Origin of the sequence: Micrococcus sp. FDAARGOS_333 (genome assembly GCF_002206575.2) — a bacterium.
Lineage (GTDB): Bacteria > Actinomycetota > Actinomycetes > Actinomycetales > Micrococcaceae > Micrococcus > Micrococcus lylae.
The window spans coordinates 1,711,067-1,724,628 of the sequence record NZ_NJFJ02000001.1 but is presented as its reverse complement, the minus strand read 5'-3'; the positions used below and the strand labels follow the sequence as shown (position 1 = coordinate 1,724,628).

The 13,562-nt window shown below is 72.0% G+C and carries 11 protein-coding genes; 2 read left to right on the top strand and 9 right to left on the bottom strand.

What is annotated here, in order from left to right; all coding sequences use genetic code 11:
• Nucleotides 1-10: 10 nt before the first annotated feature.
• The 7 genes from CEQ11_RS07690 to uvrA form a co-directional block, all read right to left on the bottom strand.
• Nucleotides 11-637 (bottom strand): superoxide dismutase, encoded by a 627-nt coding sequence (locus CEQ11_RS07690; protein ID WP_067188955.1) that lies wholly within the window; start codon nt 635-637, stop codon nt 11-13.
• Nucleotides 638-797: 160 nt separating this feature from the next.
• A complete protein-coding gene (whiA, locus tag CEQ11_RS07685; RefSeq protein WP_088478244.1) occupies nt 798-1,805 on the bottom strand; it encodes a DNA-binding protein WhiA in 1,008 nt (335 codons plus the stop codon).
• Nucleotides 1,796-2,938, bottom strand: coding sequence for a uridine diphosphate-N-acetylglucosamine-binding protein YvcK (gene yvcK, locus CEQ11_RS07680; RefSeq protein WP_070638275.1), 1,143 nt, complete (start codon nt 2,936-2,938; stop codon nt 1,796-1,798). The genes whiA and yvcK overlap by 10 nt, the downstream gene beginning before the upstream one ends.
• Nucleotides 2,935-3,867 (bottom strand): RNase adapter RapZ, encoded by a 933-nt coding sequence (rapZ, locus tag CEQ11_RS07675; RefSeq protein ID WP_088478243.1) that lies wholly within the window; start codon nt 3,865-3,867, stop codon nt 2,935-2,937. The genes yvcK and rapZ overlap by 4 nt, the downstream gene beginning before the upstream one ends.
• A gap of 54 nt (nt 3,868-3,921) precedes the next feature.
• A complete protein-coding gene (gene uvrC / locus CEQ11_RS07670) occupies nt 3,922-5,961 on the bottom strand; it encodes an excinuclease ABC subunit UvrC (protein WP_088478242.1) in 2,040 nt (679 codons plus the stop codon).
• Entirely contained in the window at nt 5,954-6,628 is a 675-nt protein-coding gene (locus tag CEQ11_RS07665) for a 1-acyl-sn-glycerol-3-phosphate acyltransferase (protein WP_087134297.1), read from the bottom strand. Before CEQ11_RS07665 ends, uvrC begins: the two co-directional genes overlap by 8 nt.
• 118 nt (nt 6,629-6,746) lie before the next feature.
• Nucleotides 6,747-9,629 carry an excinuclease ABC subunit UvrA gene (gene uvrA, locus CEQ11_RS07660; protein WP_227718907.1) on the bottom strand — a complete coding sequence of 961 codons (2,883 nt, stop codon included), beginning with the start codon at nt 9,627-9,629 and terminating at the stop codon, nt 6,747-6,749.
• Nucleotides 9,630-9,936: 307 nt separating this feature from the next.
• Between uvrA and CEQ11_RS07655 the strand changes: the two genes are divergently transcribed.
• Complete coding sequence (locus tag CEQ11_RS07655; RefSeq protein ID WP_088478240.1) at nt 9,937-10,617, top strand: MBL fold metallo-hydrolase; 681 nt, start codon at nt 9,937-9,939, stop codon at nt 10,615-10,617.
• A gap of 4 nt (nt 10,618-10,621) precedes the next feature.
• Entirely contained in the window at nt 10,622-11,476 is an 855-nt protein-coding gene (locus tag CEQ11_RS07650; RefSeq protein WP_193763003.1) for a bifunctional 2-polyprenyl-6-hydroxyphenol methylase/3-demethylubiquinol 3-O-methyltransferase UbiG, read from the top strand.
• 45 nt (nt 11,477-11,521) lie between these two features.
• On the opposite strand, the gene CEQ11_RS07645 is transcribed toward CEQ11_RS07650, so the two are convergent.
• Both CEQ11_RS07645 and CEQ11_RS07640 read right to left on the bottom strand, forming a co-directional pair.
• A complete protein-coding gene (locus CEQ11_RS07645) occupies nt 11,522-12,535 on the bottom strand; it encodes an acyltransferase (RefSeq protein ID WP_088478238.1) in 1,014 nt (337 codons plus the stop codon).
• Between the two features lie 112 nt (nt 12,536-12,647).
• Nucleotides 12,648-13,559 carry a methyltransferase domain-containing protein gene (locus CEQ11_RS07640; RefSeq protein ID WP_088478973.1) on the bottom strand — a complete coding sequence of 304 codons (912 nt, stop codon included), beginning with the start codon at nt 13,557-13,559 and terminating at the stop codon, nt 12,648-12,650.
• Nucleotides 13,560-13,562 lie beyond the last annotated feature (3 nt).

Genomic DNA, 13,562 nt, shown 5'->3' with positions numbered 1-13,562 from the left:
GTGCGTCGGATCAGGCCGGCAGGACCAGGCCCGAGGCGCCGTTGCGGGCCGCCTCGAAGCGGGCCTGCACGTCCTCCCAGTTCACGATGTTCCAGACGGCCTTGACGTAGTCGGCCTTCACGTTCTGGTAGTCGAGGTAGAAGGCGTGCTCCCACATGTCCAGCTGGAACAGCGGGATGGTGGCCACCGGCACGCCGTTCTGCTGGTCGTAGAACTGCTCGATGACCAGGTTGCCGCCGACCGGCTCGTAGGCCAGGACGGCCCAGCCGGAGCCCTGGATGCCGAGGGCCGCGGCGGTGAAGTGCGCCTGGAACTTCTCGAAGGACCCGAAGTACTCGTCGATCGCGGCGGCGAGCTCACCGGTCGGCTTGTCGCCGCCGTCCGGGGAGAGGTTCTTCCAGAAGATCGAGTGGTTGGTGTGGCCGCCCAGGTTGAAGGCGAGGTCCTTCGACAGCTGGTTGATCGCGCCGAAGTCCTCGGCCTCGCGGGCGGCGGCCAGCTTCTCGAGGGCGGTGTTGGCACCCTTCACGTAGGTGGCGTGGTGCTTGGAGTGGTGCAGCTCCATGATGCGCGCAGAGATGTGCGGCTCCAGGGCGGCGTAGTCGTAGTCCAGCTCCGGCAGGGTGAATTCAGCCATGAGTCCTCCTCGGTTGTGTACGGTCCGATGCCGCCGTCCGGGACGCGTGCCCGGGCGCCTGCGGCATCCCTTCCGCGTCCATCCTTGTACGCCTCGGCCGTGCACGCCAGCCTCGGTCGGCGGGCGTGCACGGCTTCCGCGCACCGCGAACGGCAGGCGGTCAGTCGTGAAGTGCGGTGTCCTCGTCCAGGACGTCCTCGAGCTCCGGCACGACGGCCTCGGCGGTGCCCGGGATGCCCTGCTCGGCCGCCCGCTTGTCCGCGGTGGCGAGCAGGCGGCGGATGCGGCCGGCGATGGCGTCCTTGGTCATCGGCGGGTCGGCGAGCCGGCCCAGCTCGTCGAGCGAGGCCTGCTTGTGCTGGATGCGCAGCATGCCGGCGTAGCGCAGGTGCTCCGGCGCGTCCTCGTCCAGGATCTCCAGGGCCCGCTGCACGCGCGCCCCGGCGGCCACCGCCGCCTGGGCGGAACGGCGCAGGTTGGCGTCGTCGAAGTTGGCGAGGCGGTTCGCGGTGGCGCGCACCTCCTTGCGAGTGCGGCGCTCCTGCCACTTCTGTGCGGTCTGCCCCGCGCCGACGCGGGCGAGCAGGGAGGCGATGGCCTCGCCGTCGCGGACCACCACGCGGTCGGCCTGACGCACCTCGCGGGCCTTGGCCGCCACACCGAGACGACGGGCCGCGCCGACCAGGGCGAGGGCGGCCTCCGACCCGGGACAGGTGACCTCGAGGCTGGCGGAGCGTCCCGGCTCGGTGAGCGAGCCGTGGGCGAGCAGGGTCCCGCGCCAGACGGCGGCGGTGTCCGCGAGGGACCCGTTGACCAGGGCGGAGGGCAGTCCGCGGACGGGGCGGCCGCGCTGATCGAGCAGTCCGGTCTGGCGGGCCAGTGCCTCGCCGTCCTCCACCACGCGGATGACGTAGCGCTGGCCGCGGCGCAGGTTGCCGCCGGAGACGACCACGACCTCGGTCGCGTAGCCGAACAGCTCGACGATCAACTGGCGCAGGCGGCGAGCGGTGGCGCCGTGATCGAGCTCGGCCTCCACCACGATGCGGCCGGAGATGATGTGCAGTCCCCCGGCGAAGCGCAGCAGCGCGGCGACCTCGGCCCGACGCTCCGACGTGGTCGTCACCGGCACGCGCGCCAGCTCGTCCTTCAGGTCGGTGGTCAGGGCCATGCGGGGTCGTCTCCTTCAGGGCTCGTGTCGGGGCGGGCGGCGTCACCGGCGCAGCGGATCCGGTGCATGGCCTCCTCAAAGGCCACGGCGAGCAGCAGCGGGTCGTGGACGGCCCGGTCGCGGCCTCGGGACACTTTACTAAACAGGGTCTGGGCGCCCATTTCGGCGGCCACGGCCTCGAAGTCCTCGCGATCCCGCACGGAGCGCGGGCAGGCCAGGATCGCGTCGAACGAGAGCTCCGGCGCATAGGAGCGGATCACACGCAGCTGGTCCGCATGCGTCATGCCGGTGGTCTCCTGTGTTCCGGTGTGCAGGTTGGTGACGAACACCTTCTTCGCCGCGGAGGCGGTGAGCGCCTCCCGCATGGCCGGCATGAGCAGGTGGGGCAGCACCGAGGTGTACAGGGAGCCCGGTCCCAGCACCAGGAGATCCGCCTCGGCGATGGCCGTCAGGGCCTCAGCGGTCGGGTCGGCGTCCTCCGGGGTCAGACGCACGCCCAGCACCTGGCCTGTGCGCGCGGCCTCGGCGAGGGAGACCTGGCCCTCCACCTGCTGCCGACGCAGAGACCCGTTCGCCTCGGTCAGGACCGTACCCGCGATCGTCAGCGGAGTGCGGGAGGCCGGCAGCACACGTCCCTCGGCCCGGAGCAGCGCTCCGGCCCAGAGCAGACCGTCCACCGGGTCGCCGAGCAGCTCCCAGAGCGCCACGATCAGCAGGTTGCCGAGGGCGTGGTTCTCGAGCGTGGCCTCCTCGGCGGGCACCTTGGTCGCACGGAATCGATGCTGCATCGCGGCCGCCCAGGTGCGTCCCCAGTCGTTGTCGTCGCAGAGGGCGGCCAGCGCCATGCGCAGGTCACCCGGAGGCAGGACGTCCATCTCGCGGCGGATGGTGCCCGACGAGCCGCCGTCGTCGGCCACGGTGACCACCGCGGTCAGGTCCCCGGCCACGTGGCGCAGGGCCCGCAGAGAGGCCGACAGCCCGTGACCGCCGCCGAGGGCGACGACGTTCGGACCGGAGGCCCCGCGAGACTCCCCGACGCCACGGGCCGGCGCGGGCGGCTGTCCGTCCACGGGGCGGGGGCGACTCCCGAGAACAGGGGGCAGGGGCAGCTGGGAGGTGTGGTGCTCGGTCATTCGCGCCCCATGTCCCGGTGCTTGACCTCCACCGTCACCTGGTCGAGCAGGCGCAGGCGGCGGGCCAGCTCCTCGGTGACGGCCACCGAGCGGTGCTTGCCTCCGGTGCAGCCGATGGCGATGGTCGCATAGTGCTTGTTCTCCCGCAGATAGCCTTCGAAGACGGGCTCCAGCATGCGTGCGTAGGTCTCCACGAAGTCCATGACGCCCTCACGGCCGAGCACGTACCGGCTGACGGCGGAGTCCAGCCCCGTGTGCGGCCGCAGCTTCGGCACCCAGTGGGGGTTCGGTATGAAGCGCATGTCTGCCACGAAGCTCGCGTCCGTGGGCAGTCCGTACTTGAAGCCGAAGCTGACGAGGTTCAGCCGCAGGCGCAGCGGACCGTCGTCCGAGAAGAGCTGGGTGACCTGGCCGGCCAGGCCGTGGACGTTGAGCGCGGTGGTGTCCAGGACGAGGTCGGCGTGGGAGCGCAGGTCCCGCAGCAGCTGACGCTCGGCGCGGATGCCGTCCAGAAGCGTGCCGTTGCCCTGGAGCGGGTGAGGACGCCGCCCGGCCTCGAAGCGGCGGACCAGCACGTCGTCGTCGGCCTCCAGGAAGAGGATGCGGTACTCGAGCCCCTGGTTCTGCAGATTGTTCAAGGCCTGGCGCATGTCCGGCAGATGCGTGCGGGAACGGACGTCCACCACGATCGCCAGCCTGGCGAACGCCTCAGGCGACTTGGCCACGAGCGCCGAGAGGGTCGGCAGCAGCTGCGGCGGGAGGTTCTCCACCACGTACCAGCCGTGGTCCTCCAGCGCATGGGCGGAGGTGGTCCGCCCGGCGCCGGACATGCCGGTGATGACGAGGACCTCGGGATGCTGGGGCTTGTCCACCGCCGCAGACGAGTCGCTCGTCTCCGACGCGGCCGGGGGCAGGGGCTGCTCGCTCATGCCTCCACTCTATCCGCGCGCCGCCGCGCCCACTCCCCCGGGTCCACGCCGGCCTCAGCCGTCGTCGCCCGCCTCCGCGCCTGCCGACGACGACCCCGCCGCCTCGTCCGCGTCGCCCGCCTCCGCGCCTGCCGACGACGACCCCGCCACCTCGTCCGCGTCGCTCGTCCCCGGGTTCAACGCCGCGTCGCCCGTCCCCGGGTTCAGGGCGGCGTCGATCGCCGCGGCCAGCTTCGGGCCGACGCCGGCGACCTCGGTCAGCCGGTCGACCCCGGCGCGGCGCACCTTCGCGACCGAGCCGAAGTGGGTGATCAGAGCGGCCCGCTTCGCCGGGCCGAGGCCGGGCACCCCGTCCAGGGCTGACTCGGTCATCGCCTTGGACCGGCGCTTGCGATGGCCGGCGATGGCGAAGCGGTGGGACTCGTCGCGCAGCCGCTGCAGCAGGTAGAGGCCCTGCGAGCTCCGCGGCAGCACGAGCGGGAACTCGTCGTCCGGCAGCCAGACCTCCTCGAGCCGCTTGGCCAGGCCCACCACGGGAAGGTCGTCCAGGCCCAGCTCCGCGAGCACGGCCACGGCGGCGGCCACCTGCGGCGGACCGCCGTCGACCACGACCAGGGAGGGCGGATAGGAGAAGCGGCGGGCGCCGTCGTCGTCCCCCTCCTCCACCTGGCCGGTGAGCGGGGCACCCTCGGCGCGCTCGGCGGCGAGCCGCGCGAAGCGGCGGCGGAGCACGTCCCGCAGGGAGGCGGTGTCGTCCCTGGCCGCCTCGCCGGTGACGTTGAACCGGCGGTAGTCGGACTTCTTCGGCAGGCCGTCCTCGACGACCACCATGGAGCCGACCACGTTGGTGCCCTGGGAGTGGGAGATGTCGTAGCACTCGATGCGCAGCAGCGGCTCGTCCAGCTCCAACGCCTCCTGCAGCTCCTTCAGCGCAGCCGAGCGCGCCGTCAGGTCGCCGGTGCGCCGGGACTTGTGCAGGCTCAGGGCCATCTCGGCGTTCTGACGGACGGTGTCCATCAGCTCGGCCTTGTCCCCGCGCCGGGGCACCCGGATGTGGACCCTGGAGCCGCGGCGGCCGGACAGCCAGGCGGCCGTCTCCTCCGGCTCCTCGGGCAGCACGGGGACGAGGACCTCGTGCGGGATGACGTCCTCGTCTGCGGCGTCGCCGTAGACCTGCTGGAGCAGCTGCTGGACCATGGCGGCGTCGTCCACGTCCTCCACGCGTTCCATCACCCAGCCGCGCTGGCCACGGATACGGCCCTGGCGGACGTGGAACACCTGGACGGCGGTCTCCAGCTCATCCGAGTGGAACGCGTAGATGTCCGCCTCGGTGTTCTCGGCCAGCACCACGGCGTTGCGCTCGAACACGCGCTTCAGGGCGGCGATGTCGTCCCGCAGCCGGGCGGCGTCCTCGTAGCGCAGGTCCTCCACGGCGGAGGCCATGGCCTTCTCCAGCTCGCGGATGAAGCGGCCGGCGTCCCCGGCCATGAAGTCACAGAAGTCCTGGGCCAGCGCCCGGTGCTCGCTCGGGGAGATCCGCCCGACGCAGGGCGCCGAGCACTTGCCGATGTAGCCGAGCAGGCACGGCCGGTCCTGGGCCTGCGCACGGCGGAAGACGCCGGCGGAGCAGGTGCGCACGGGGAACACGCGCAGCATCAGGTCCACGGTCTCGCGGATGGCCTTGGCGGGATGGAACGGGCCGAAGTACTTCACGCCCGGGCGCTTGTCCCCGCGCATCACCTGCACGCGTGGGAACTGCTCGTTCATGGTGACCGCCAGGTACGGGTAGGACTTGTCGTCCCGGTACATGATGTTGAACCGGGGCCGGAACTCCTTGATCCAGGAGTACTCGAGCTGGATGGCCTCCACCTCGGAGCCCACCACGGTCCACTCCACGGCCTGAGCGGTGAACACCATCGTGCGGGTCTTCGTGGCCAGGCGGGCGGGGTCCTGGAAGTAGGAGGACAGGCGGGCGCGCAGGTTCTTCGCCTTGCCCACGTAGATGACGCGGCGGTCCCGGTCCCGGAAGCGGTAGACGCCGGGACGGGTGGGGATCTCGCCGGCGGCGGGACGGTAGGAGGCCGGGTCAGCCACGGGACGCAGGCGGAGCGTTGTACGAGTCCACCCGCTCCTGGCCGGTGAGCGCGGCGATCGCGTCCATGACGGCGGCGGTGGCCTCGCGGCGCGCCGGCAGGGTGTGCCGGCGGCCGGGGTGGCCGAAGTGCAGGGGCTCGCCGAAGCGCACGGTGAACCGATGCGGCTTCGGGAGGCGGTCGTCCGGGGCCTGGAGCCGCTCGGTGCCGATCAGCCCGACCGGCACGACCGGGGCGCCGGTGGTCAGGGTCAGCCAGCCGACGCCGGTGCGGCCGCGGTAGAGGCGGCCGTCGCGGGACCGGGTGCCCTCGGGGTAGATACCGACCCCGCTGCCGGTCTCCAGCAGCTCCACGAGGGAGTCGAGGGCGGCCACGGAGGCCGCCTGCTCACCGCGCTGGACGGGGATGGAGCCGACCGACTCGAAGAACCACTTCATCGCCTTGCCCTTCAGGCCGGGCGCGGTGAAGTACTCGGCCTTGGCGAAGAAGTGCACCATGCGAGGGGACAGCGCCTGCAGGATCACGGAGTCCAGGAAGGACAGGTGGTTGGAGGCGACGATGAACGGCCCGGCCGCGGGGACGTTCGCCACCCCCTCCACGGTGGGGCGGCACACGGCCCTGATCCCGAGGCCGGCGCTTCGGCGCAGCGGATCCGACGTCGTGGCCATCGAGCCGTCCCTCCCGGTCATGGTGCTTCCCGACGGCGGGCGGCTGGGTCCGCCCCGTCAGTGGTCCCCGTCATGCTACGTCAGCGCGGTCGGCCGACGACACAGGCGGCGGGGCGGGTCAGCCGAGCAGTTCCTTCAGGAACCGTCCGGTGTGGCTGGCCTGCACCCGTGCGACCTCCTCCGGGGTGCCGACGGCCACCACCTCGCCGCCGCCGGAGCCGCCCTCGGGGCCGAGGTCGACGATGTGGTCTGCGCATTTGATGACGTCCAGGTTGTGCTCGATGGTGATCACGGTGTTGCCCTTGTCCACGAGGGACTGGAGCACGTGCAGCAGCTTCCGGATGTCCTCGAAGTGCAGGCCGGTGGTGGGCTCGTCCAGCACATAGACGGTGCGCCCGTTGGAGCGACGCTGCAGCTCGGCGGCCAGCTTCACGCGCTGGGCCTCGCCGCCGGAGAGCGTGGTGGCCGGCTGCCCCAGGCGCACATAGCCGAGACCGACGTCCACGAGGGTGTTCAGGTAGCGCGAGATCTTCGTGTAGGAGCTGAAGAACTCCGCGGCCTGCTCGATCGGCATGTCCAGGACCTCGGCGATGTTCTTGCCCTTGTAGTGGACCTCGAGGGTCTCGCGGTTGTAGCGCGCACCGTGGCAGACCTCGCAGGGGACGTAGACGTCCGGAAGGAAGTTCATCTCGATCTTCAGGGTGCCGTCCCCGGCGCAGGCCTCGCAGCGGCCGCCCTTGATGTTGAAGGAGAAGCGGCCCTGCTGATACCCGCGGACCTTCGCCTCGGGGGTCTCGGCGAAGAGCTTGCGGATCGCGTCGAACACACCGGTGTAGGTGGCCGGATTCGAGCGCGGGGTGCGGCCGATGGGGCTCTGGTCCACGTGCACCACCTTGTCCAGGTGGTCCAGCCCCTCCACACTGCGATGGCGGCCCGGCACCTGCTTGGCCCCGTTGAGGCGGTTGGCCATCACCTTGTAGAGGATCTCGTTGATCAGCGTGGACTTGCCGGATCCGGAGACGCCGGTGACCGCGGTGAGGACGCCGAGCGGGATGGTGACGTCCACGTCCTGCAGGTTGTTCTCTCGGGCGCCGCGCACGGTGATGACGCGGTCCGGGTCGATCTCGCGGCGCTGGGCCGGCACCGGGATGCTCCGTCGGCCGGCCAGATAGTCGCCGGTGATGGAGCGGGTGTTGGCCTTCAGGTCCTCCAGGAAGCCGGAATGGACGACCTCGCCGCCCCGCTCGCCGGCGTGGGGGCCGATGTCCACGATCCAGTCCGCCTCGGCGATCGTGTCCTCGTCGTGCTCCACCACGATCAGGGTGTTGCCGAGGTCGCGCAGGCGCAGGAGCGTGTCGATCAGGCGCCGGTTGTCCCGCTGGTGCAGGCCGATGGACGGCTCGTCCAGCACATAGAGCACACCCACCAGGCCGGAGCCGATCTGGGTGGCCAGGCGGATGCGCTGGGCCTCGCCGCCGGAGAGGGTGCCGGCGGAGCGTTCCAGGTTCAGGTACTCCAGGCCCACGTCCAGCAGGAAGCTCAGGCGGGCCAGCAGCTCCTTGAGGACCTGATCGGCGATGCGACGCTCACGCTCGGTCAGCTCCAGGGACTCGAAGAAGTCCAGCAGCTCGCGCAGCGGCAGGCCCGTGGCATCCGCGATGGACCGGCCCTCCACCAGCACGTTGAGCACGGTGGGGTTCAGGCGCGCGCCGCCGCAGGCCGGGCACGGGATCTGGCGCATGTAGGACTCGTAGCGCTCGCGGGCCGAGTCCGACTCGGTCTCCCCGTGCTTGCGCTCGATGTACGGCATGACGCCCTCGAAGCCTGTGGTGTAGCGGCGCTCGCGGCCGAAGCGGTTCCGGAAGGCGACCTCCACCTTGAAGTCCTTGCCGTGCAGGACCGCGTGACGGGCCTTCTCCGGCAGGTCCCTCCAGGGCGTGGTGAGCGAGAAGCCCACGTCCTTGGCCACCCCGGCGAGGATGCGCTGCCAGTACTCGGCGGTGGACTTGCCCAGTGACCAGGGGGCGATGGCCCCCTCGGCCAGCGACAGCTCGTCGTTGGGGACCACGAGCTCCTCGTCCACCTGCAGACGGGAGCCGATGCCGGTGCACTCGGAGCAGGCGCCGAACGGGTTGTTGAAGGAGAAGGAGCGCGGCTCGATCTCGTCCACGGTCTGCTCGTGGCCGTTCGGGCAGGACAGCTTCTCGGAGAAGGGGCGGTAGCGCGGGGTGCCGTCCGCGCCGCGGCCGGAGAACTCTCCGGTGTTCTTCTTGCCCTTCTCCTCGACGACCTCCACGTCCACGAAGTCGGCGATCACGAGCCCGTCGGCGAGCTTCAGCGCCGTCTCCACCGAGTCGGTGAGGCGCTGGCGGATGCCCTCCTTCATGGCGAGGCGGTCCACCACCACGGCGATGGTGTGCTTGACCTGCTTCTTCAGTGTCGGAGGGTCCGAGAGCTGGACGAGCTCGCCGTCCACCACGGCACGGGCGTAGCCCTGCGCGGAGAGGGAGGAGAACAGGTCCACGAACTCGCCCTTGCGGCCGCGGACGACCGGGGCGAGGATCTGGAAGCGGGTGCGTTCGGGCAGCTCGAGCAGCCGGTCCACGATCTGCTGAGGGGTCTGCCGGTCCACCGGTTCGCCGCAGTCCGCGCAGTGGGGCACGCCGATGCGGGCCCAGAGCAGGCGCATGTAGTCGTAGATCTCGGTGATGGTGCCCACGGTCGAGCGCGGGTTGCGGTTCGTCGACTTCTGGTCGATCGACACGGCCGGGGACAGGCCCTCGATGAAGTCGACGGCCGGCTTGTCCACCCGTCCGAGGAACATGCGGGCGTAGGAGGACAGCGACTCGACGTACCGGCGCTGGCCCTCGGCGAAGATCGTGTCGAACGCCAGGGAGGACTTGCCGGAGCCGGACAGGCCGGTGAACACGACCATGGAGTCGCGGGGCAGGGAGACGTCCACGTCCTTGAGGTTGTGCTCGCGCGCTCCCTGGACCACGATCCGGTCCGGGTCGGCCGTGCCGCCCGCGTGGCCGTGCGGTCCTGCGGCGAGTCCGGTGGGGGCGGGGCTGTTCGTATTTGTGTTCGACACGCGCTCCAGTCTAGGGGCGGACGCGGCCCCCGCCAGGGCCCGCAGGCGTGATCCTGCCGACTGTTCCGCCCAGGGCGGACGTCGCTGCCGCCCGCCGCGGCTCCCGCCGGCCGCTTCCCGACGACGGCCGCGCGCCCTTCGCCTCTGCCCTCGCCCGCCGTGGCGGTCCGGGAGATCGAGCTGTCCTGCAGCACAGTCCGCACGTAGACTCGAGCTCATGTCCGCGTCCCCCGCCGCTCCCCGTCTCCTGCACGATCTGCCCGCCGTCACGGTGCGCACGTGCGTCGTCTCCGAGATGCAGAACAACGTGTTCCTGCTGACCTCCAAGACCACGGGCGCGCAGATCCTCATCGACGCGGCGGACGAGCCGGAGTCGATCGAGGCGCTGCTGGCCGCGGCGGCGGACGACACCCCGTGCGAGCCGCACCTGGACCTGCTGATCACCACGCACCGGCACTGGGACCACATCCGTGCCACCGCCGCCGTGGTGGAGCGCCACTCCCCGCGCAGCGCCGCCGGCGCGGCGGACGCCGAGGAGATCGAGAAGGAGACCGGCACCGAGGTCACCGAGCGCCTGGAGCACGGCGACACGGTGGGCGTGGACGGCATCGACCTGGACGTGATCGGCCTGCGCGGCCACACCCCCGGCTCCGTCGCGCTGGTGCTGCAGCCCTGCCCGGACGAGCCGCCGGTGGTCTTCTCCGGCGACAGCCAGTTCCCGGGCGGTGTGGGGAAGACCTGGTCGGACGAGGACTTCCGCTCCCTGCTGGCGGACGTGACGGAGCGCCTCTTCGGCGTCTACGAGGACGACACGGTCGTCCACCCCGGTCACGGCAACTCCACCACCCTCGGCGCCGAGCGCCCGCACCTGGACGAGTGGGCCGAGCGTGGCTGGTGACCGCGTGAGCACCGCCGGCGCGGCCGAGGACGGACGCCGGCACGAACGCCTCGAGGACAAGGTCCTGCGCTTCTACGGACAGGACTTCGACGAGGACGCCCGGCTACGGACCCAGAGCGCGCAGAGCGCCGTCGAGCTCCTCCGCGTGCAGTCCCTGCTGCGGAGCCGCCTCGCCCCCGGCTCCCGCGTGCTCGACGTCGGCGGTGCAACCGGTGTGCACGCCGAGTGGCTCGCCCAGGACGGGCACGCGGTGACGCTCCTGGACCCGGTCCCGGAACAGGTCGCCGCGGCCGCCACCCTGTCTGGCGTCGAGGCCCTGGTCGGCGACGCCCGCGACCTGCCCTTCCCCGACGCCTCTGCGGACGCCGTCCTGCTCTTCGGGTCGCTCTACCACCTGCCCTCGCGCGCGGACCGGCTGCGCGCCCTGGCCGAGGCCCACCGCGTGCTGCGTTCCGGCGGCCTGGTCTTCGCCGCGGGCATCAGCCGGCTCGGGGCGTTCCTCGACGGCGTGCTCGAGCGCGTCGCCTCCCGTGACCCCCACGTGGACGCCGACGATGTGGCCCTGCTCAATGACGGCGCCTGGACCAATCCTGGCCCCGGGTTCCCCGGCGGGCACTTCCACAGCTCCTCGGAACTGGCGGACGAGCTGCGCGCCGCCGGGTTCGCGGACGTCTCCGTGCGCGGACTCGAGGCGCCGACGGCCGTCGCCCTGCAGTCCGAGGCACCTGACGCCGAGCTCTCCGGCGCAGCCGTGGCCCTGGCCGACCGACTGGACGTGCTGCACGCGGACGGCGGTCAGGCCCGGCCGGGGGTCGCCGACCTGTCCGCCCATCTGCTGGCCCTGGGCACGCGCCGCTGACGGAGGGGCGGGCCACGGTACCCGGCACCGGACAACAGAGAGGGGTCAGGCTGAGGTGCGCGTCCGTCGTCGGGAAGCCCCGGAGGTCCCCGAACGCTGGGGCCACTCGAACAGGTACCTGGTCCACGGATAGGCCGCGGCGAGCAGCAGGGACACGCCGGTGCCTGCGCCGAAGAGCAGCAGCGCACCGGGCAGTCCGTCCGGGATGGCCTCGACTCGGCGGAGCAGACGGATCACCGGGTAGTGGACCACGAACAGCACGATCGAGTGGCGGCCGACCCAGGCGAAGGCCCGCATGACCGGGTTGTCCGGGATCTGCGCGAGCAGCCAGAGGATCGAGACCACGCCGATGACGGACATGGTCATCACCGGCCAGGTCTCCTCGGCCGGGAACCGTCCCGCCTCCACGGCGCGGCGTGCCCAGTCCCCGGTGACGATCAGCGGGAGCACCATGAACGGCCACGGGATGCGCGGCAGGTCCTCGCGCCACCGGCCGAGCCCGGCACCGACGAAGAAGAAGCCGCCGAACCAGGTCATGCGCTCGAGCACCAGCAGCCACTCGCCGGCACTGCCCGCGGCGGCCTCCGGGTCCACCAGCATGGCGGCGCCGAAGAGCATAGCGGCGATGACGAACGGCGGGACGGGCTTCAGGAGCAGTCCCAGCACGTAGCCGACGAACACCACGGTCAGGAACCAGGTGTGGGCGCCGTTCAACCACCAGGTGGGCTCGAGGCCCGCCTCCCAGCCGAACAGGGGCAGCATCACGGCCGTCCAGAGCAGCCACGGCCACGCGATGCGCCGCAGCTTCCCGGCAAGGTACTCCCCGGCAGGGCGGCGCAGCGAGAGGGTCAGCAGCATGCCGGACACCAGCAGCAGGCCCGGCATGCGGAACGAGCCGACCGCGGCGTTCACCGCCGACAGTACGGGCGAGCGTTCCAGGCCCGAGTCCACCAGGGCCGTCTGCGCATGCAGGAGGACCACGAGCAGCACGGCGAGGCCGCGGTAGACGTCCATCCAGAGCAGACGGGGGCGTGGGGGCGCCGAGGCGGTCGTGGGCATGGGCTCCACACTATCGGCCACGTCGCCCCGGACTCGGTCGGACGGGCATCGGGCCGCGGGACGTCAGACCGCTCACGACGTTCCGCCGGATCCGGGATGCGCGCCCACGGCCTCAGCCGGGGCGGTGGCCCACCAGGAAGATCCGGCGGAAGGCGAAGAGCACGGCGGCATCGTCTCCCTCGCCGGTGCCGGGCACACGCGGGTAGGCCGCACGCATGCGCTCGGCGTAGGCGGCGCGGTACCGCGGAGCGAGGGCCTCGGGCGTGCCGGTGAGGCCGTGGGCCTCGTCGTGGGCGGTGAGGGCGTGGACGAACGGCTTGGCCACGGTGGCGCCGGTGAACGCCGGGACCGGGTCCGGGCCGCGCATCACCTGCTGGTAGGTGGTCTCCCAGACGTCGGCCTCCCAGCCGGCGGCGAGCAGGTCACCGGCGTAGTCGGCCGGCTCCGCCACGGTGTCCGTGGAGCGCTCGCCGGACACCACGGCGGCGAAGGGCTCCTCGGCGGCGAGGCGGTGCAGCTCGGCGTGCGAGGGGTTGCGGTGCTGGGCCGGGACCTGGGCGGCGAACCAGGCGCCGGCGGGCAGGTCGGCCAGCCAGCCGCGGACGAGCTCGCGGTGTTCCGGGATCCACTGGAGCATCGCGTTGGTGACGAGGACGTCGGTGTCCGGCTCCGGGGACCAGGCGCGGGCGTCCACGGTGGCGTAGCGGAGGTTCGCCGGCCGGTCCGCACGGGCGTTCGCGGCGTCCACCATCTCCTGCGAGGAGTCCAGGCCGACCACCTCGGCCTCGGGCCAGCGGCAGGCCAGGGCCTCGGTCATGGTGCCGGGGCCGCAGCCCAGGTCCACCACACGGCGCGGGTGCGTGGCACCGATGCGGGCGGTGAGGTCCGCGAAGGGGCGTCTGCGGTGGTCGGCGAACACCTCGTACTGCGCCGGATCCCAGCGGAAGCCGGCGCCGGGGGCACCGGAGGGGACCGGGCCGTCGTCGTGGGAGGCGGTGCCGGCGGAAGCATGCTGATCGGCCATGGC

Coding starts and splice junctions, on each gene's coding strand:
- rapZ (WP_088478243.1), bottom strand. CDS start 3,867: ATGAGCGAGCAGCCCCTGCCCCCGGCCGCGTCGGAGACGAGCGACTCG.
- CEQ11_RS07690 (WP_067188955.1), bottom strand. CDS start 637: ATGGCTGAATTCACCCTGCCGGAGCTGGACTACGACTACGCCGCCCTG.
- CEQ11_RS07655 (WP_088478240.1), top strand. CDS start 9,937: ATGTCCGCGTCCCCCGCCGCTCCCCGTCTCCTGCACGATCTGCCCGCC.
- CEQ11_RS07640 (WP_088478973.1), bottom strand. CDS start 13,559: ATGGCCGATCAGCATGCTTCCGCCGGCACCGCCTCCCACGACGACGGC.
- CEQ11_RS07665 (WP_087134297.1), bottom strand. CDS start 6,628: ATGGCCACGACGTCGGATCCGCTGCGCCGAAGCGCCGGCCTCGGGATC.
- whiA (WP_088478244.1), bottom strand. CDS start 1,805: ATGGCCCTGACCACCGACCTGAAGGACGAGCTGGCGCGCGTGCCGGTG.
- yvcK (WP_070638275.1), bottom strand. CDS start 2,938: ATGACCGAGCACCACACCTCCCAGCTGCCCCTGCCCCCTGTTCTCGGG.
- CEQ11_RS07645 (WP_088478238.1), bottom strand. CDS start 12,535: ATGCCCACGACCGCCTCGGCGCCCCCACGCCCCCGTCTGCTCTGGATG.